This window comes from Aliivibrio sifiae, from assembly GCF_002954715.1.
In the GTDB taxonomy this organism is placed as follows: domain Bacteria; phylum Pseudomonadota; class Gammaproteobacteria; order Enterobacterales; family Vibrionaceae; genus Aliivibrio; species Aliivibrio sifiae.
The window spans coordinates 1,534,747-1,555,056 of the sequence record NZ_MSCP01000002.1; the positions used below are offsets into that span (position 1 = coordinate 1,534,747).

14 protein-coding genes are annotated in these 20,310 nt (G+C 33.0%); 5 read left to right on the forward strand and 9 right to left on the reverse strand.

Annotated elements, in window-relative coordinates:
- The first annotated feature begins 122 nt into the window (after nt 1–122).
- Entirely contained in the window at nt 123–515 is a 393-nt protein-coding gene (locus BTO23_RS17935; RefSeq protein ID WP_105064215.1) for a 3D domain-containing protein, read from the forward strand.
- 84 nt (nt 516–599) lie between these two features.
- Here the strand turns inward: BTO23_RS17935 and BTO23_RS17940 are convergent, their stop codons facing one another.
- Nucleotides 600–2,462: a PhoX family protein gene (locus tag BTO23_RS17940; protein WP_105064216.1), complete on the reverse strand. Its 1,863-nt coding sequence runs from the start codon at nt 2,460–2,462 to the stop codon at nt 600–602.
- Nucleotides 2,463–3,061: 599 nt separating this feature from the next.
- Here BTO23_RS17940 and BTO23_RS17945 point away from each other — a divergent pair.
- Nucleotides 3,062–5,125 carry a M4 family metallopeptidase gene (locus tag BTO23_RS17945; RefSeq protein WP_105064217.1) on the forward strand — a complete coding sequence of 688 codons (2,064 nt, stop codon included), beginning with the start codon at nt 3,062–3,064 and terminating at the stop codon, nt 5,123–5,125.
- A gap of 147 nt (nt 5,126–5,272) precedes the next feature.
- Here BTO23_RS17945 and BTO23_RS17950 read toward each other — a convergent pair whose 3' ends face one another.
- A complete protein-coding gene (locus BTO23_RS17950; RefSeq protein ID WP_105064218.1) occupies nt 5,273–6,751 on the reverse strand; it encodes an EAL domain-containing protein in 1,479 nt (492 codons plus the stop codon).
- A 626-nt stretch (nt 6,752–7,377) separates the two neighbouring features.
- Between BTO23_RS17950 and BTO23_RS17955 the strand changes: the two genes are divergently transcribed.
- A complete protein-coding gene (locus tag BTO23_RS17955) occupies nt 7,378–8,292 on the forward strand; it encodes a helix-turn-helix transcriptional regulator (protein ID WP_105064219.1) in 915 nt (304 codons plus the stop codon).
- A 258-nt stretch (nt 8,293–8,550) separates the two neighbouring features.
- Here BTO23_RS17955 and BTO23_RS17960 read toward each other — a convergent pair whose 3' ends face one another.
- The 5 genes from BTO23_RS17960 to BTO23_RS17980 form a co-directional block, all read right to left on the reverse strand.
- Nucleotides 8,551–11,661, reverse strand: coding sequence for a hypothetical protein (locus tag BTO23_RS17960; RefSeq protein ID WP_105064220.1), 3,111 nt, complete (start codon nt 11,659–11,661; stop codon nt 8,551–8,553).
- Nucleotides 11,662–11,851: 190 nt separating this feature from the next.
- Nucleotides 11,852–12,163: a winged helix-turn-helix domain-containing protein gene (locus tag BTO23_RS17965; RefSeq protein WP_170066768.1), complete on the reverse strand. Its 312-nt coding sequence runs from the start codon at nt 12,161–12,163 to the stop codon at nt 11,852–11,854.
- Nucleotides 12,164–12,309: 146 nt separating this feature from the next.
- Complete coding sequence (locus BTO23_RS17970; RefSeq protein WP_105064222.1) at nt 12,310–12,597, reverse strand: helix-turn-helix domain-containing protein; 288 nt, start codon at nt 12,595–12,597, stop codon at nt 12,310–12,312.
- Nucleotides 12,598–12,919: 322 nt separating this feature from the next.
- Nucleotides 12,920–14,794 (reverse strand): methyl-accepting chemotaxis protein, encoded by a 1,875-nt coding sequence (locus tag BTO23_RS17975; protein ID WP_061028910.1) that lies wholly within the window; start codon nt 14,792–14,794, stop codon nt 12,920–12,922.
- Between the two features lie 138 nt (nt 14,795–14,932).
- Nucleotides 14,933–15,643, reverse strand: coding sequence for a DUF4344 domain-containing metallopeptidase (locus BTO23_RS17980; protein WP_170066769.1), 711 nt, complete (start codon nt 15,641–15,643; stop codon nt 14,933–14,935).
- Between the two features lie 316 nt (nt 15,644–15,959).
- Here BTO23_RS17980 and BTO23_RS17985 point away from each other — a divergent pair, with 316 nt between their 5' ends.
- Nucleotides 15,960–16,433 carry a MarR family winged helix-turn-helix transcriptional regulator gene (locus tag BTO23_RS17985; protein WP_060993125.1) on the forward strand — a complete coding sequence of 158 codons (474 nt, stop codon included), beginning with the start codon at nt 15,960–15,962 and terminating at the stop codon, nt 16,431–16,433.
- Nucleotides 16,434–16,505: 72 nt separating this feature from the next.
- Here the strand turns inward: BTO23_RS17985 and BTO23_RS17990 are convergent, their stop codons facing one another.
- The gene (locus tag BTO23_RS17990) at nt 16,506–17,780 is read right to left on the reverse strand and encodes an NRAMP family divalent metal transporter (protein ID WP_105064224.1); all 1,275 of its coding nucleotides are present in this window, start codon (nt 17,778–17,780) and stop codon (nt 16,506–16,508) included.
- Nucleotides 17,781–18,155: 375 nt separating this feature from the next.
- Here BTO23_RS17990 and BTO23_RS17995 point away from each other — a divergent pair, with 375 nt between their 5' ends.
- A complete protein-coding gene (locus BTO23_RS17995) occupies nt 18,156–19,112 on the forward strand; it encodes an AEC family transporter (protein ID WP_061003958.1) in 957 nt (318 codons plus the stop codon).
- A 120-nt stretch (nt 19,113–19,232) separates the two neighbouring features.
- Here the strand turns inward: BTO23_RS17995 and BTO23_RS18000 are convergent, their stop codons facing one another.
- On the reverse strand, nt 19,233–20,204 hold the full coding sequence (locus BTO23_RS18000) for a DUF3187 family protein (RefSeq protein WP_061003956.1): 972 nt from the start codon (nt 20,202–20,204) through the stop codon (nt 19,233–19,235).
- Nucleotides 20,205–20,310 lie beyond the last annotated feature (106 nt).

Genomic DNA, 20,310 nt, shown 5'->3' on the forward strand with positions numbered 1-20,310 from the left:
TCATTTTATTCATTGAATCATGCGTTGTCTCAATATTTAGCAAAGCACCAACCAAAGAAAAAGGTATTATGTACGGATACATTTATTCTCTATTAACCCCTTCAATTCAAAGGAAAACAATTATGAAAATTCGCTTTTATCTTCTAGCAGCACTCACTATGACGTCACTTTTTGGCTGCGCAGAAGGCGAACAATCTCTAAAAGTAACCGCAAGCGCATACACATCAAGTGTTGGTGAAACCGATGACACACCCAATCTTGCTGCTTGGGGCGATACATTAAAACCAGGCATGAAATCAATTGCGGTATCGAGAGACCTTATCGATATGGGCCTTACTCACAACCAAGAAGTAACAATCGAAGGACTTGATGGCACATATCTAGTACTAGATAAAATGAATAAACGCTGGAAAAAGAAGATTGATATTTACATGGGTGAAGATGTTGAGAAAGCAAGACAATGGGGTAAAAAAGAAGTCGTTATCCATTGGACTGTAGAAGAAGAAAAGAAGTAGACACTTAATAACTATCAATCCAACACATCCAATTAAAGTGGCCTCGTAATGAAGCCACTTTTTTTGTATCTAAATATAGCGGTCCTAACTGCCGATCACAGCACCGTTATCTTTAGTCACCATCACAATAGTTGATCGTGGTTTGCTATCTCCCCCTTGAGGAAAATGTCCAGATGGATGTTGCACACCAACAAACATGGTTTTTTGATCTTCAGAAAAAGTGAGTCCGGTAATTTCACAGCCAACCGGTCCAGTTAAGAAACGACGCACTTCTCCTGTTTTAGGATCGCCACACAGCATTTGGTTATTACCCTGACCTGCAAAATCGCCTTTATTTGAGTAGTTACCATCGGTTTGGATCCATAAGCGCCCCGCTTTATCAAAACCAATACCATCAGGGCTATTAAACATATTTTCTTTATTGATGTTGTCACTACCTGCGTACAAATTGCCTTTATGAACAGTTGGATTACCAGCAATTAGATATAAATCCCATTGAAACGTATCACTGACGTGATTACCCTGTGTTGGCTCCCAACGCACTATCTGACCATAATGATTTTCTGCACGAGGGTTAACACCATCAACCTCTTGGCCTTCTCTTACGCCACGATATTTATTATTAGTTAATGTACAGAAAACGTGTTTTTTATCAGGATGAACCGCAACCCATTCAGGCCTATCCATTGTGGTTGCCCCCACTTGTGTAGCTGCACGACGAGCAAAAATCATTACTTCAGCTTGGCTATTAAAACCATTTTCTTTGGTTAATCCATTCTTACCATAAGTGAGTTCTAGCCACTGGCCATCGCCTTCCAATTTATCGTCTTTCATTACAAACTTAGCAACGTACAGAGTGCCATCTTCGAGTAAGTCTCGGTTAGCTGAATTATTGCCTTCTTGATACTTACCTTTGGATACAAACTTATACAGATGCTCACCACGTTCATCATCCCCAAGATACACAACCACACGACCATCATCGTTCACAACTAAGGCGGCGTTTTCATGTTTAAATCGCCCCAATGCAGTACGTTTTAATGGCGTTGATGTTGGGTCATTCGGGTCAATTTCAACCACCCAACCAAAGCGATTTGGTTCATTTGGGTTTTTAGAAACATCAAAACGCTCATCAAAATTATGCCATTGGTAATCACTCTGCTCGGCTTTAATTCCATAACGTTTATCATCGGCGGTTAACGCTGCGTTTTGCTCTGAGCCAAAGAAGTCATTAAAATTTTCTTCACAGGTTAAATAAGTGCCCCATGGTGTTTCACCATTTGCACAGTTATTAAATGTACCCAATATTTTTTGTCCTGTTGGGTCTGCTTTGGTTTTCAATAAATCATGACCCGCAGCAGGGCCTGTCATCTTCATTTCAGTATTTGCAGTAATACGACGGTTTGCCTTACCTGTTGGGTCCATCACCCATTGACCATTTTTCTTAGCTATTTCAACAATGGTAATCCCTACCGCGGCTTGTGCTTTTAATACATCGTCAGCTGTCATTGCTTTGCCTTGATGCTCAAACAGAAATTCGTAATTGGTGTATTCATTATTTACGGCAAGAATCGCGCGATCATTAGATAATGGAAACACACTCATACCATCGGTGTTATCACCAAATTGCAGGGCTTGCGCTTTTGAATCTTGTTTGCCATTAGGATTAAATTGGGGAGCATTTGCAAAAATAGGGTCGCCCCACGACATTAAGGTACTTGAGCTATACCCTTTAGGAAGAATAATAGAATCACTGGTAGAAGTGGCAATTGCCTCAAAATTTAATAATGAGCTATCCATACTGCCAGCGATGGCTTTCGCTACTGGATTTAACGCTAAAAAAGCGCCTGCCCCTGCCGCCGCGGTTCCCATTAAAAAACCTCGACGAGATAAACGTGCATTCACCATGTTGCTAAAATCTGATTCTTTCTCTACAAAATTGCTCATCATACTTCCCTTTTGAAATCGTTATTTTTATAAGTGCGTTTATTAATCAGATGTAGCCTAAAGGGGGTTTATGACAGTTTAGTGGAAGATTTATGGCGGTTTTATTTCTTGCGATTAAATTAAGATCCAGTTGCAAACAGTGAAAGAGACTATTTATATTAAAAATGTGATTATCCACTAGTAAATCCATATTAAACACGGTTAATAAAATAGAAATAAATGGTGGATAAAATACACATGAGAAAAATATATATAACCAAACATACAAAAACCACTACAAATACAATCAACAAATTAACACTACCACCTTTATATTTAAAATAACCATTCATAATAAACTTAGTTTTCTATATAAATAAACCATGATCTAATATCTAAGTTATTAATCTCATACAAAAACAAACCAACTCACAAATGATACTATCATCAATAAAACGGTTATATTTAAATGATTAATATAATAATACGGTTATAAATTTATTTTTTATTGAATAAAGATCATAAATTTAACTTTATAAACTTTGAAAGTATATTTAAAAAACAAAAAATACACATCGCAAATAAAATAGATAAAAAACATAACAAAGAGATATAAATAAATGAATAAACAATATTTCGTCTTGCTAGGACTAACACCCCTCGTCTTTCCTGTACAGAGTGCTACCATTCTTGATGTTCAAGACGTCAATATAACAGAGCTTCTTAATCCATTAAGTACAACAAATACTGCTGGCCCCCCTAACCAATATAGTTTCATAGAACAAACTCATATTGAACAACAAGGAAAAAAGTGGGTTCGTCATCAACAACGATATCTCGGTATTCCCATCTATGGTCAATCTGTCGTGTCATTAAAAGATCACTATGGCGTTGCTCAAGCCATCACTGGCAATGTTGTCCAAGATATAGAGAATGATATGGGATCTACCTTACCTCTCATCAATCAAAATCAAGCTATTAACATTGCGAAAGCAGCAAATAAATCCAGCATAAAAAGAACAACAACATCTGTCCATACTGACGCAGAATCCGCCGAATTAATGATTATAATTAATAGTCAAAAAATGGCACAACTTATATACCACGTTTCTTATTTAACCGTTAAAGATAAATCCCCATCCCGTCCAATCACGATAATAGATGCCAAAGATGGTCGCATTCTCGATCGTTGGGAGGGCATTACTTTTAAACAAGCTGAAGGGGTTGGTGGTAACCAAAAAAGTGGACGCTATTATTTCAATGACAATAGTAAATTTGGTGGATTTGAAGTTAATGATGCCTGTCAAATGGACAGCAAAAACGTCGTGACTCTTGATATGAATAGCAGTACCTGGAGCGGACGCATACATCAATTCACTTGTCCTGAGAATACCGCTCGTTCAGCCAATGGCGCCTATGCTCCGATGAACGATGCACAATATTTTGGTCAACAAGTCTTTGATATGTATGACGAGTGGTTAAACACTCGGCCGATCCGTCAAAAGCTAACGATGCGCGTTCATTATGGTAATAACTATGGTAATGCATTTTGGGATGGGAAACAGATGACCTTTGGCGATGGAGGGTCTTACATGTATCCACTAGCTACTTGGGATGTCATAGCCCATGAAGTTAGCCATGGATTTACCGAACAAAATTCTAATTTAGAGTACCGTGGTATGTCTGGAGGTATGAACGAATCCTTTTCCGATGTCTCCGCCGCTGCATTGAGCTATTTTGTTCACGGTTCTTTCAATTGGAAGATGGGGGAACACGTAATGAAACATTCTGAAGCGATGCGTTTTTTCATCAAACCATCACAAGATGGTGCGTCCATTCAACATGTTAGCCAATATTATAATGGCATTGATGTTCACCATAGTTCGGGGATTTTTAACCACGCTTTTTATCTTCTTGCAACTAGCCCAGATTGGAATATCAAAAAAGCATTCTTAGTTTATGCAACGGCGAATAAACTATTTTGGCAACCACGTTCAACCTTCCAACAAGGGGCTGAAGGGATTTGTCAGGCTGCAACACAACTTGGTTATGAAACGCAGTCGATAACTACGGCCTTTCAACAAGTAGGAATAACGGTACAACACTGTGAAAGCTCAACGCCTAATCCACAGCCACCGAGACCCAATCCAGAAACGCCAACGCCCTCGAATGAAGCCACGTTAGTATTAAATCAGCCAACCGTAATAAAAGGAGTTTACGGTGACAAACCACGCTTTAGACTGAATAATCCGCCATCCAATGGTTACGTTAGTATTGATACTTACGGAGGTCAGGGAGATATTGATATATTCATTGCCACGAATCGCCAACCAACACCGACAGATTACGACTGTTCCTCTCAAAATTCTGACACCTACGAAAGTTGCTTATTCTTAGATCATCCAGCCAATAGCTATCATGTATTGGTCGTAAGTAAGTCTGATTTTTCTGATGTCAGTTTACTCATTGGAGGAAACAGTAAACCGACACCGCCGCTACCTACTCCACCGATACCACAACCTGACGATTATTGTGCATATATGCCAGAATGGAGTCCATACACCCACTACGATTACCAAGAAGTCGTACAATCGAATGGCTATATGTTCCTCTCCCTTCAGCCATCATCAGGTTGGAACCCTTATTTCTACCCAACAGTATGGCAATACCTTCGCCCTTGTTAATGAACACCAAAGGCAGCAGTGAATCATCGTAAAAATCCTTACTATAAAAGCAGTTTTCTAATGTTGAAAACTGCTTTTCATAATATAAAAATATAGAACTTACACATAAATATATTATATATAATGAGCCAAATCTCAACCAAAAATCTAATAATAACTATCTAACAGATTATTTAAAGGTATAGGTTTAGAATATAAATATCCTTGTAGATATTCAACATTATTTTCTAACAAATATTTCTCTTGTTCTTTTGTTTCAACACCTTCCGCTATAATTGACACTCCTAACCTTTTAGAAAGGTCTATTATATTATCAACAAAAGCAGTTTCTGATTTTTCATCTTTAATTAAATCTATAAACTGTTTATCAATTTTTATGATATCAGCTTTTAGTTTTTTGATGTTTTCTATTGTAGAAAAACCAGTGCCAAAATCATCCATAGCAAATTTAACACCATATCCTTTCAGTGTGTCAACCGCTTCAACAATACCATCAAATTCAATAACTTGACCTTCCGTAACTTCAAGTACAAGGTTAATGTTATTGAATACAGAAAACAATTTACAAACTTTAATTAAACCTTCACTATTACTATTACTCAAGTGATCCGGACATATATTTATACTTAAATGAGTATTTTTTGGTATCAATGAATCGTATTCAACACACATTTCATAAACACTTTTAAACAAGCTTAATGTTATAGGTATTATCATTCCATTTTTTTCAGCTATAGATATAAAATCACTAGGATATATTATATTATTATTTCGTTTCCATCTAATTAGTATTTCAAAGCCTGAAATAATACCTTTCTCATTCACAATAGGCTGTGCAAAAGGAATGAATTCATTATTCAACAAACCATTTTCCATAAGAAATGTTGTATTTATACAATTCCTAAATTTAAAATAGAACGCTAAATATACAATCATAAAAAACAAAATAACAATCAAAACCTCTAGTTTATCTTGTAAGAAATTCTTAGTATAAACGTAAATAGGTATATTTGTACTTATAGAAAATGGATATAAGTCAGAATGAACTAAAATTGAATCTGGAGTTTTATTACTAATATCAACACCATTACTATTTACTCTGAATTTATCAGTATTAATGTTAAAATTCAAATCCCCCTCAGACAACTTAACTAAATTAGTAAAGGTTAAATCTCTAACACTAATAACTATAGAGTATTTATTCTTTGTTTTTTTTATGATAAGAATAAATTTATTTGGGACAAGAAAATCTGACATTAACAGATCAATATTAGTGTCATTTTCGATTCTATTTTTATAACCAATAATATAAGGGTAAGAAGAACAGACAATGGCGTCATCTTTAATAATATTGATACTTTGTATATCAGGATTTGATACTCTTAATTTCCTAAAAAAAATCATCGATTTGCTACAATCACTTATATTTTTATTAAACAAATCATCTATAGTTGAATGATAATTATCTAACTTATTATCAATTACATTGACAACTGAAGTCATACGGTTAATAACTAAATTGTTAAAATAAGTAACATAATTGAAAGTCAAAAATGATAGAAAAAACAAAAAAAATCCGACAACACTTAAATGAAAATTCTTTATATACAAAAAATTCTTTTTCATAAGACCTTCAATAATTTCCTTAATATATAAAATATATAACCAAATTTATACCTTTACATTCAAAAATATAGCCTTACACATAAAAATTTTAGCCAGACTAATACTCAGATTTTTTAAATATAAAAATGCAAGTTTAATTATACCTATACCTAGAGTATTACAAAAAGAAGCTCTCTGTAGGTATAGAGGCAACCATATTATAGATGGACATTTATACGAAAAGGGCATTTATAGATTATAAAAAAACATAATGCTTGTTTATAGTAAGGTACCTTTATGTTGTACAAATAAACCATTCCAAATAACTTTACTGATAAGAGGCACATAAAAAAATAAAGTCAATAAAATAAAAAGGCATAACCGACACCTTCTAACAAAAACATGACATAGATCACGTGAGTCATAGGGGTTATTCTTGCATAGAGAATAATTAGTATTATAATCAATAATTTATTAATAATTACTAAATTTAGTTTATCTTCAGATATGCTTTAAAAAATGTATTATTTACTTAAAAATAATGATTTGAACACTAACTGTATCAAACTTAAGACAAGAAAAGTTGTTAACTCATACTCTGTTACATATTATAGGCAACATCAATCAACGATTAAAAAGTAAAGTTCATGCCTATTACATTTTCAACATACTTACAAAACTTGCGTGAAGAAATGGATTTGACACAGCAAAACTTACTTGATCTCTTAACTAAAAATAATAGCTTATTTAAGAAACTAGATCTTACAACACTAAGTCGTTGGGAGCGTGCTATCACTATACCAAACTTAAAAAAACAACTCGCTATTGCCAGGTTATTTAATTCTGATATTACTCAATTAATTAATCCAAACACACCTGTACCAACTGTAAAAAAGAAAATTCTAGAGCAGTTTCATGAACGTGTTTTTAATCCATACTCAGAAAACCAAAGTACTTTAGCATTAACTAAATTAAAAACGTTTAACAATGAAGATCAACTATACCATAATATAAATAATTTTCATGAGCATTTCCTTGGTATAAACACAAAAAACATTGATTTTAAACAAAAAACTATGGATATAAATATATTTACAGATAAAGAAAATAATTTAGTGGCTCATTGTTTGTTTGGATATACAAAAACAAATATTAATAAAGACTTATATAAATTTGAAGAAATAGAAAATTGTGATTTTATAAATAAATCAGATGAAAAAACAGTAAATTTATATGTATTCTCAGCATTTAGTTCATTAAAACAATCACGTATGGCCATGTTATTAATGCTAATTAAGAAATTATCTATTAATAACAACATAAAATCATTTATTATTAACATGCATTATCAAGAAGTGCTGAACCTAATAAGTGTTGCTGAACACAATATAATAAACAAAGGCCAACGTATAAACTCTGGTGGAGTAAAAATATTTGGAAAAAACTATTCATTTGTCCAAGCTCTTGTAAATGCAGAAAGTTTTTTATCATCCCCTATGATTTATAGTTTGATAGAAAATATAGACGAACATCTTAATTCATTAGCCATCTCAGTTGAGTGATGAAGACCCATCTCTATTTCTACATAATTTATATGTTTTCCTTACTGTTATGTTTGAATGTTCTTCTTTAGGAATTTTATTATTCCAACTTGCCAATGAAATCAATGAGATGTGACCATAATATTCTAATGATTTTTTGAACGAATAAATACAAGTTCTTTTTATATACCTATTATTAGACATTTATAACCTGAAATAAAATAGATTAGAATTTAATATAAAAATAAAAGGTGCTTACGCACCTTTTACTTATGTGTATTAAAAACTTACAAATGCATTTTTAAAGACTAGAGATTTAGAAATAGCACCAACACTCGGTAACGAAAGACCTTCGCTAAAGGAAATAACTACATTCTCTTCATCATTTAATGATGCTCCCATACGTTTATATTTATCTTCTCCAACGACAAGGAAATCTAAACGTTTCTTACTGTTATGAAAATACTCACGGCAAATAACTTGATCATCTTTTCCAAGATAAAATGAGCCGCCTTTAACCACGTTAGTATAATCATTACTTGTTACAAAATCAGTAGTCAAGCTATATAGCTGCCCATGACAAGCGCTATCTTTAGAATCAGTATTATCTTGACGATACCTAACTAACAAATTAATTATATTTCCACCAGATAACAGCTCGATATTTTCAATCATATCGCGGTTCTCTTTTGTAAAGATATCAGATTCAATTACATTAGCGCGATATCCTCTTTCATTAATTTGATAAAGATTTCTATCAGATACAGCTAATAACCTTGGATACCTTTCATTATCAACAACTACAATATCTTGAATAATATCTTTAGAGCCTATTCCTCTAGTAATTCTATCATTGCTTCTAGGTGCTAACCCAAGACCTTTAGTTAAATATAATGCTCGTTCAGGCCTTACAGATCCTTTAATATCACAAAGGAATAGCGCATAAGTATCATTATACATACTCATATTCTCTACCGCGGCGATCACTCTAATAATCTTATTATCAGCTTTACTCCAATTTACATCATTTTTAAAGCCTTTTTGGCTCACATTATTAATATCTTCGAAACTCGCGTATTTATAATTATCATTAACATTACGTTCAAAAGAATAAATTCTTCCTGGATTCTCTTTAGATGCCGCAATTGAGCGAGGATAAATGACTTCATTATTTAACTCTAAATCAGAATTGTTTTTCCCTATAAAATCAAGAGTTTTTAGAGACATCTTTTTCACATAATTAAAGCCACTGGCATCTTTAACAGCAGAAAGATAGTATCCAGTATCCTTATAAACACGTCCACGGGGAGCAAGAAGCTCATTTGTAAAATGAGCTATTGGAGGTAATTTTTTCAATTTAGGTTTCAATATATCGTAGATTACTTTAGCAATAACTAATACGACACCTATAACAACCAACGCAATGCCTAACGGACCAGCAAAAGCCATCCCTTGAAAAAAAGCAAAACCAAGGACAAAACTAATAGATGCAACAGTGGTATTAAGAGCCTCAAAAATAATATCCGCTACATTCCCCGTAATAATCGCTGTACGCAAAGCATCTACAGCATAATAAAGACCTACAGCAGAAAGGAAAGACGACACTTTACTCGTTAATTTGGCTAAAATACTGGTATTGAATATTGAATGGGCAATATTTGTAATTGGTCTATTAATTAACTTTTGAGTATTTTTAGCGCCTAACCAGAAATCGGAAAACTCTGTAAATCTTGCCGTTGCTTTTGCTAGGCTAGCTGGTTTCATTTTTTTCATATACTTAGAAATAGCTTTAACACCAGCGTAATACCCAATACTTACACCAGTATCGAACATAACAGAGCCAATACCAAGTCTATCACTAAAGCCCATTTGATCTTCTTCTGAAGCAGTCGTAGCCCATACATAATGAGTACCACTAATCAGAAAGAAAAAAGTATTAGCGATCGCAGAAGGTGCTAAAATCGACTGCTTACCAGACATCTTAACAATTCTTTTTACCATTCGGCTTTTTTTCCACTTAATAATCCCCCCAATTACACCTTTACTTTTAGATCTAAAACGCCTTCTTGCCACCATCTTCGGATCAAGGATTTCATTATCTGATTCTACATAATCATCTGAGCTTTTTGCAATAAACCCAGATCTAAGGCTCTTTCTTTCTTTAATTTTTGGAGAATAATCATCTTCTGATGGGTCAATAAACTCAGGGTATTTATCTTGTAATAATTTAAGGCTTTTATCACTATATACACTCGTGTTTTCCCAATTCATTTCTCGTAGGGTATCGACAAAATCATGTTCATTATATTTTTTAAAGAATGCATACCAGAAATCCTGAATCTCAGGTGTACTATTACTTCGGAGCAACGCAAGTGTCTCGTAAATATTATCAGTATTATTTACTGCTGAATAAGTCTCTTTCTTATTACCCCACTTTACACTCATTGACGTTGCTAAACATATAGCTCCGTAAATAGTTTCTTCAAAACGATGTATCTGGTCATCATTTAAAGTTTTTAAACCTTTATCTCGAGAAGTTCGATTAAGAACTCCTAAAGCAGTTATAAGACTATTTGCATTTTGGTAATTAGATTCATCCCCATTTTTGCTGACATCCATCTCATCAATACAAGCTTCAATTTTACCATCTTCACAATACCACTCATGTAAATCAAAAGCCCATTGGTCTGATTTTTTTAACTTATAACGATGTAATTTATCACCTTTAGATCCAGTAGCAAATGAAGTTGCTAAGCTGTATATATCTTCCATCATTAATTTAAATGGACTTTTTGCTTTTTCTTCTTCTACCGATGAATTTACAGACACCATATCCCATGAATTAAGATTCTTTCTCTCTTCACGAGACAACTGATCAAAAATATTTGGGTCTTGGTAATTACCTTGAATTAATTGAGCAATAAATTCAGGCATAATTTCATAAATATAGTCATAATGTTTATTTTTTAGTGAATAAACATCAGTAAGGCTATCAGACATACCCAAAACTTTCACATTAGGTAAAATATCGCCACCAATCTGATTAGCTATAGTCGAATATTTTTCTTGAAATACTGATTTCACCATTTCATTAAACATAACATTCGAAATAAATTGGACTTCATCAACAGGTTGTTCGAATGTAATCGCTTTATTAAATCCAACACAACGCAGCGCATCTGTTTTTTTTGTATAAAAATTAATACTGTCAAGATCATCTAAAGTTAAGCCAGAATATGATGGTTGGATTTTGCATTCTTTTACCATTGCAGCATATACAGGCTTAGGTATAAAGGCATAACCAACAATAGCAGCTAAAGTAGATAACGAAGAATAAGCAAGAAAATTACGTTTTGTTGGATCAAAATCTATACTTAGTTTTTTTTTCATAAAAATACCATATTATTAATAATTATAACAAAGTCACACGACTTGCTAATTAATAATACTAACAGCAATCTATTGATAAATAAGTAAATAATAATTAAATTAAAAAACCATTCATGTGGCAAATATTAAATTATTAATATATTTCATTTAGGCAACCAACTTTAGCAAACTGACTGCCAATATAATTTAATTAATCTTTAGATAGAAAATAACCTTTACCTCTAACGTTATAAATTTTTATATCTGCTGGAAGTACTTTTCTTGTATTATGAATAAGTAAAAGCAAACTATTTGAACTAACGACAGAGTCAGGCCATACAGCATTAAAAATATCATCATAGTTATGAATATAACCAATAGGTTTACTTGACATTAATGATAATACCCGACAAACATGGTCACTCACAGGATAATTCTCTTTTAATTGATGTTGATTATCTATTTCATTATTTTCTTTTTTATTATCACAAAGTTTACATGATAATGTTAATTTTTCACTCATAATCATAAGTTCCCACCATATAATTTATATACATATATAAAAGTCAACAATTTATATTTTTATTAATAGTAAATTCTATTATATGAGAACAAATAATAATTAACAGGAAATAATAATTATTTATCATTATATATTTAATATTCTATTTAATGCTTAGATATAAAGTACCCTTTACCTCTCACATTATAAATTTTCACCCCTTCAGGTAAAATCTTTCTTGTGTTATGTATTAATAAAAGCAAACTATTAGGGCTAACTACAGAAGTCGGCCAAACGGCTTTACATATATCATCATAGTGATGAATATATCCAATAGGTTTATTTGCTATCAAAGATACAAATCTATCTATTGATTTATTCATTGGTTGATTAATTTTTATCTGATGAAACACTATATTAGGATCGCACTGCTCACATGTTAAAGAATTGTTCATACACCATCACACTATATTTTCTGCTAACAAATCGGATAGTTAGATTCTACGTAATATTTTTTCTTATATAATGGGCATTGCGATTTTTATCATTTCTCATTTGCATTTGAAAGCAAGATAAAAATAAGATTGCCTACCATATATAAAATTAACAAAGAAGAAAATGGATGTATGCTAGCCATTTAGAGGGGATTTTAAGAAGGAGATGAGATATATGGATCTTAAGCTTATTATCCCATTACAAGTGGCTATAATGGGACATGTTCATTCTTACATAAATAAAATCTTTAGAAACAATTAGTTAAGAATAAATAAGCAATAATTAAATTTTAAAAAAATCTAATTCAATTTTTTGAGTTATGGCCAATCTAGACAGTTCATCAGAAGATTGTCTAGTTTGATTAATAACAGATACATTTTGAGTCACTAGATCAAAAGTTCGTGTTGTATTCTTTGATATATCTTCAGTCACATGAAATTGCTCTTGTGATGCAGTTGCTACTAATGTATTAATGTCAGAAATTGATTGAACAGATGCAACAATACTATTAAATGATGCTTTTACATTTTCAGTTAAATCCACTGACTCTTGAATTGACTGAACATTTTCCATCATGTTCTTATTAGCTTTTTCAGATTGAGTTTGAAGCTTACTAATTATATCTTGAATATTAGTTGTTGATTCTTGAGTTTTTGCTGCCAAACTTCTAACCTCATCCGCAACTACAGCAAACCCTCTTCCCGCTTCACCAGCTCTTGCTGCTTCTATAGCCGCATTTAATGCCAACAAATTGGTTTGTTCTGAAATACTACTAATAACATTAGTCACTTCACCTATATTTATAGCATCATCTCTCAATGCACTAATCATTTTAGCTGTTTCTTGAACAGAATCATTAATATTAACAGTTAACAAAATAGAGCTCTCTAACATACTATGACCATTTGTAACATCAGCTATAGCTTTTTGAGCCTCTTCTTCCGCATGAGCAGCATTAGTTGTTACCTCTTTTGAAGTGCTAGACAGTTCACAAATAGCCGTTGATATTTCTTCAACTTGTCCTAATTCATGTTGAGAGTTATGTTCAGCTTCAAGCATCACTTTAGTTAATTCTTCAGATGAATTTTTTACACTATTAGATATTGAATGACTAGCAGTTACTATCTCTGATAATTTTTTATTTAAGATTACGACTGACTTATATATGCCACTATCATTTTCTGATGAGTTAAGCTCCTGAGTAAGATCTCCATTTGCTATATTAAATAATATTTCAGATATTTTTTCAGGTTCACCACCAATTGGTTTATAAATAAAATTATTTACCATATAAAATATAGAAACTAATGCTGCAAATAGAATAACAGTAAATATAATTACGGATTCTTTGAACATCAATGTACTAGGTTCATATACATCACTTTCATATTCATAGATAATTACAGTCCAATCGTATCGCGATAAATGCGAAGCACTCGCAACAACATAGTCATCTGTATTCTTATCTAAAAACCTCATATATCCATCATCAAATTGCGCATACGTTGGCTCAATGTTATTAATATTCTTACCAACTTCCAGCGGATCTTTTGCAGCAACAATATATCCATCATCATTAAAAGCAAAAATCTGATTTTTTTCAGTTAAAGTATCAATAAAGTCATTAATTACAGCTTGTTCTATCTCAACACCGACAACGGCTACAATTTCTTCCTTTTTGTAAATAGGCACCACAAAAGTAAACACATCAATATTATTACTATTTCTGTAAACATCTGTAATTACTTCTTTTTCACCTGAAAAGCCTCTAATGTACCATTCTCTTTGCGCTTTTTTAGCATTAAAATTAGGCGTAAAACTTCCATTTTGCTCAAAGGTGGAACCATCTTTAAATCCAACAAAAGCACTTTCGGTATCACTTGTTTTAGCTAAATTAAGTAAAAACTTTGCCGTTGTTTTTTTATTTAACGTACCGTCATCATTAAAAGCGATTCCAAAAGAGCTCAATGAAGAAAAATAACTATCTAATTTTTCATCTAATGCTATTGAGATTAAAGTAGCTCTGCTCTCTGTTGAACTTTGAACAGACTCACTATTAAAGTTTTTGAATTCTCTATACCCATTCCACGTCAAAGAAGAGGAAATTAACAGTAATAATATTAATGTAAATAGTAATATTTTATTTTTTAACGGCATTATTTGGACCTAATTCATAGTAATTAATTTTCGTTATAACTTCATGTCATAATTCTTATTACGTATAAAATCATTCGAATTTATACAAAAAACAATCTACCATAAACTTATATTTATTTTGAGTCCAAAGGTTAAATTTTAATCATTATTAATTAAATATTTATTCCAATTAGTTTCAGTTTTTTCATATCTGAACTTACAATACTCTTTTATATCAAATAGATACTCATCTTCAATTTCATTAAGTAGATTATTATGCTTAATTTCTTGGTTACCATAAACCAAACACAGTATTGAAAAATAACGTTGTAAATCAAAACTATGCTCACCAATAAATTCTCCGAAATCATAGTAATTAGATTTATGCTCTGATTCAAAAGAGAACATTTTAGCCGCATTAATAGCGATATTATCTCCACCTTCAATATACTCAAGTAATAAAAGAGTCGCAAAATCGTCCACCGCATCTTCTTCCTTCCCTAAGATAACAAGTTTTTGTTCTGCAATAAAAGCATGCCCTGCTTCATGTAATAAAGTATGTAGCAAACTATCTAAAGCGCCTTGCTGAGGCTCTATATTTAACATTTCTTGATGTTTACTTCCTACAAAGTAGGAAGCTGATCTTTGAAAAAAGGAATAAGGAATATTAATTGTATTATTAATTGGATTATAAGAGGGTTCTTCCAATCCGCCATACTGAATAATTAATTTATTATTAAATGGAAAGTACTTTTGAGACAACGTCAAAAAAATTGAATTAACATCACTATCTTTAATTATTCTTTTGACAACTTCATCCGATTTACTTTCCGGCTTCATATACTGAATAACGATATTACTTTTATTCACGTAACCATTCGATGAAAGTAAAAGTAAAAGTAAAAGTAAAAGTGCTATATTCTTCATAGAAATTAATTATAGTAAAAATTAGATTGATCCTATATCACTAGCTACCTTTTTTATATCAAATAATTATTACTCTTTAACGAGATACCACACAAAAACCCTACAACTCAATAAGCTGGAGCATATTGTTAAAGCTCAGTTGAAAGAAAAATAACCTTCCTGACCAGAAAAGATTGAGAATCATCTAAACATAAGTACAATGCGGAAATGAACAAGGTTCTAACTCATTTAATTTTACATTTATACAAAGGTCTGTTACGTGGATAAACATGAAGAAGTACTGGTTGCTATTCGTCAGATAATTCGAGCTATCGATTTACAATCGAAAAAACTGAACAAAGAATATGGATTAACTGGTCCTCAACTTATTCTAATGCGTGCTATTCAAAGTATGCATAATGTAACAATCAAAGAATTATCCAACCATACCAACGTTAGCCAAGCGACAACGACTACCATTATCGATCGCTTAGAGCATAATGGTTACGTTCAGCGTATTCGTAGCGAATCAGATAGACGAAAAGTGCATGCTAATTTAACTGAAAAAGGAATAGAGCTGCTTAACAATGCCCCTCTCTCTTTACAAGATAACTTTGTAAACAAGTTCCATAACTTAGAATCATGGGAACAAAGCCTTATTCTATCTTCAATGCAACGCGTTTCTTCAATGATGAATGCCGAAGATATTGATGCAGCGCCGGTTCTACAGCTTGAAAGCATTGCTAAAATCTAGTCATTTTTATTCTAGATACGATTTTAAAAAAAGCCTCTAATTAAAGAGGCTTTTTTATTGCATAAATAATCGCTATATAAACCATTTCCACCAAATGAACACCGCTAAAAAACCAAACAAATAAATAAGACCAGCAATAGATAACGCTTTCAGTTTTAGCCCCATTTTTAACTCATCAGGCAACTCAGTTTTTGTTACTAAAATATAATTAAGAACGGCGAAAATAGGTGTTGTTATGAAGGCCATGATCATGGCAAAATTTAGCATTCCCATTAATGAGGAGATAAATAAAGTCACAATCAACATCGCTATTGAGGAAACAATAATAACCCACCAATTATAATGCTTAGGTTGATTTAGTGGTTTATCTTGCAACAGTAATTGAGCTTCTGATATAGCACGAGAATAGCCATCAATAACCGTAATAGTACTACCAAAAATACAGAAAAAGGCAATTATCGCAATCAAATAACGAGACCATTCACCAATTGTTGCCGCATAAATACCAACTAATTGATGAGAAAAACCAATTCCTGACGCTTTAAATTCAATACCTGAACCATATAAAACCAAAGCCCCTAAAGATAGAAAAACAACAGCAAGTAATGCCGTTCCAATATACCCAACATTAAAGTCAAACAGTGCTGATTGTGCTGTTACTGTCTGAGTTTGGCATTGACGCTTTAACCACATAGATGTGATGCTTGAAATCTCTATTGGTGCAGGCATCCACCCCATCGTGATCACTAAAAAGCCGATAGAAGCAATTGACCATACTGATGGACCTTGATAGTCAACAGGAGCAACTGAACCATTAGAAAAAGCAACACTTAGAGCAACAAGAGTCGTTACGGTAAGTACAACCATTATAATTTTTGAAAGGATATCTAATGCCTTAAAATGCCCGGCAAACAATATGGTCATACAGGTTGCAAGAACAAACCCAGAAAGAACATCCAGTGATAGATCAAAAGGTAAAAAATACCCGAGTAGGCTTGCACTAAACAGTAGTAACGCAGCCGTATTGATTACTGCAGAAATTGCACTTAGGACTAAAAACACCCACAAATAACCACGCCCTAATTTGTGGTAGCCTTGAATAATGCTATCGCCCGTGCCTACCGTATATTGAACACCCGCTCGAAAAAATGGGTATTTGAGTAGATTAACCGCAAGAATTAAAAACAGCAGCTCCCAGCCATAAATAGCCCCTGCTTTAGTTGAAGCAACGAGATGAGAACCACCAACGGCAGCAGCAGCCATCATTATTCCGGGCCCTAGCGATCTAAATAAATCTTTCATTTTTAACTTTGGCTTCACGCCATTCTGAGTGCAAGATGGTTCCATATACGATCTTCTTTTCTATTTACATTGATATTAATAAGTGCCTTAAATGAATAAATTCCATTTACATTTAAGCTAACAATTAAGTTACATAAAGGTTTCTTACAAAGCAATTTAAAAAGTGAATAAATACGCTAAATACCCACTAATGATAAAATACTCACTCTAGTGGTTTTAATTACTCACAATCAAGATATATATTCACTTCATAAATAACGACAACAGTTAAATGCAGAACAATTCAATGCTTAGGTACCAAAAACTAACGCAATACCAACATTCATATCAAACAATGCTAAATGCATCCATCTACAACTGAAATTTTATATATTGTGTGTAAAATAAACACCTACTAGGGAAGCTAATAAGAAAAAATTTATGGATAACCTCATTACTCAATTGCTGTTCTCTGCCTCCATTACTGGCCCTATTTGCCTAATGCTGTTTTTGGGCGTGATTCTTAAACGTATTAACTTAATTAACGATAACTTTATTGAAATCGCCTCTAAGCTCGTATTCCAAGTCACTTTACCTGCGATGCTCTTCTTAAGTATTGTTAGTGCGGATCATGATTTCTCATCCAGCAGTCGTTTAATTATTTACGGGTTAATCGCTAACTTTCTCTTTTTCTTATTCACAACTTTTTCAACTAAGTTTGTTTTTAAAAACAAACAAGATCATGGCGTGATAATTCAAGGTGGCTTTCGAGCAAATACTGCGATAATTGCCCTCGCTTATGTTGCTAATGCTTATGGTGACCCAGGCGTTGCTCTTGCTGCTATTTATGTTGCGGTTACAACCGTTCTCTACAATATTCAAGCAGTCATTACTCTTACACCAAAAGAAGATCATAGCGAGAAACAAGCATTTGGCGTAATCATAAAGACGCTAACTAAAAATCCACTCATCATTTCTATTTTATTAGCCGTTATCTGCTCCTTCCTCTCTATTCCAATTCCTGAAATGGTAACTCAAGCAGGACAATACTTTGCAAACATGACTCTACCTCTTGCCTTACTGTGTGCAGGTGGTTCATTAAATCTCAATTCAATGAGAGAAGAGAAAGGTTCTACGTGGTTTGCAACAAGCTATAAACTGATATTAAGTCCAATATTTATTACCCTTGGGGGAATATTGTTAGGTTTTAGGGGACTAGATTTAGGTCTACTGTTCTTTATGAGTGCAGCACCAACGGCTGCGGCTAGCTATGTAATGGCAAGGGCGATGGGTGGTAACGCAACATTAGCAGCAAATATTATAGCCCAAACGACGGTTGCTTCTTTAATTACTTGCACTTTAGGGATATTTGTTTTGTCTTCATTTGGATTAATTTGATTTTCATACAAACTCGTTGGAAATTAAATTATTCGTATCCTATAAATATAGAGTAACTTTGCTGAACGAGTTATATTCCCCAGAGAACGAATCCTCTTGTTCTCTGGGATTTTTTATTTATTAAAGGACGTAACGTACCCCAAACGTAAATGCGATATCGGTCGAGTTATCCATGTTTACTGCATTTTCTATGACAGACAACTCAAACGAAGCCTTCTCTAAAAGATAGCGATAGCCAAGAACAAATTCATTCGAAGGTTCTGAATAGTCTTCACCATCATCAACAGATCCTTCATAAATATGATAAGACGTGACGATATGATGAGATGGAGTAATTGCATAACCATAACCGGCAGAAAAAGCAAACGTGCTATTTTTATAAGGGATATTATCTGCTGCATTATTATCTCTAAAGGTAACTCCTACTGTCGAAAATAACGCGTGTTTTTCATAACTAAAACTGTAATTAGCTTGCAAACCTTGCTCAAAACTATCTCGTTTAAAAGAACCACTATTTACATGATTAAAATATAAGCTGGCACCTAAACTAATTGCATTATGTTGATTCGAAAATACTTGGTATTCAAGGTAGCTATGTAATGCACTCGATAAGGTCTCACCTTCAAAATCATTAATTTCAACCCCGTATTTAGGGACTGATATATTGAATCGGTCATTCTCAACTTCATCACGTCCATTTTGACCAATACCAAAAAAATCATGAAATCCATGAACAAAAGAATCTAACCCATTATTACCTGCATAACTGTATTGGTACTTAAGCTCAGCTTTCACCTTTGGTGTTAATTGCCATTGAGCACCAGTGATAACTTGATTTTGGTAATAATCTAGATTGAAACTATCAGAGTGAGCCCACACACTAGCAATCGTTCCTGTTGCAAACAACTCAACACTGTCTTCTTGCATAGCAAAAGCGGAACGCAATTCTGTCGATAACGTATTTGAATGAAGTGGCGCTTGGGCATAAATCTTCATTGGCGTAACGGCAGTATCTGCATTAACCAAAGAAGAAGACAAACTGATAAGAATCGTTGGAACTAAAATGTCTGTTATCGATTTTCTAGTAGGCATAATATTTTTCACATAATTAACGGCTACCAATGTACTGATAACAAAAAAGAAGAAGGGTGATATTAATCAGCACCATTATTACTGATGTTATAGTCTCCCCTCAAAT

What these genes read in the sequence shown, in the direction of transcription:
- BTO23_RS17940 (WP_105064216.1), bottom strand. Translation starts at nt 2,462, where the DNA reads ATGAGCAATTTTGTAGAGAAAGAATCAGATTTTAGCAACATGGTGAAT.
- BTO23_RS17960 (WP_105064220.1), bottom strand. Translation starts at nt 11,661, where the DNA reads ATGAAAAAAAAACTAAGTATAGATTTTGATCCAACAAAACGTAATTTT.
- BTO23_RS17935 (WP_105064215.1), top strand. Translation starts at nt 123, where the DNA reads ATGAAAATTCGCTTTTATCTTCTAGCAGCACTCACTATGACGTCACTT.
- BTO23_RS17970 (WP_105064222.1), bottom strand. Translation starts at nt 12,597, where the DNA reads ATGAACAATTCTTTAACATGTGAGCAGTGCGATCCTAATATAGTGTTT.
- BTO23_RS17950 (WP_105064218.1), bottom strand. Translation starts at nt 6,751, where the DNA reads ATGAAAAAGAATTTTTTGTATATAAAGAATTTTCATTTAAGTGTTGTC.
- BTO23_RS17995 (WP_061003958.1), top strand. Translation starts at nt 18,156, where the DNA reads ATGGATAACCTCATTACTCAATTGCTGTTCTCTGCCTCCATTACTGGC.
- BTO23_RS17955 (WP_105064219.1), top strand. Translation starts at nt 7,378, where the DNA reads ATGCCTATTACATTTTCAACATACTTACAAAACTTGCGTGAAGAAATG.
- BTO23_RS17965 (WP_170066768.1), bottom strand. Translation starts at nt 12,163, where the DNA reads ATGAGTGAAAAATTAACATTATCATGTAAACTTTGTGATAATAAAAAA.
- BTO23_RS17975 (WP_061028910.1), bottom strand. Translation starts at nt 14,794, where the DNA reads ATGCCGTTAAAAAATAAAATATTACTATTTACATTAATATTATTACTG.
- BTO23_RS18000 (WP_061003956.1), bottom strand. Translation starts at nt 20,204, where the DNA reads ATGCCTACTAGAAAATCGATAACAGACATTTTAGTTCCAACGATTCTT.
- BTO23_RS17990 (WP_105064224.1), bottom strand. Translation starts at nt 17,780, where the DNA reads ATGGAACCATCTTGCACTCAGAATGGCGTGAAGCCAAAGTTAAAAATG.
- BTO23_RS17945 (WP_105064217.1), top strand. Translation starts at nt 3,062, where the DNA reads ATGAATAAACAATATTTCGTCTTGCTAGGACTAACACCCCTCGTCTTT.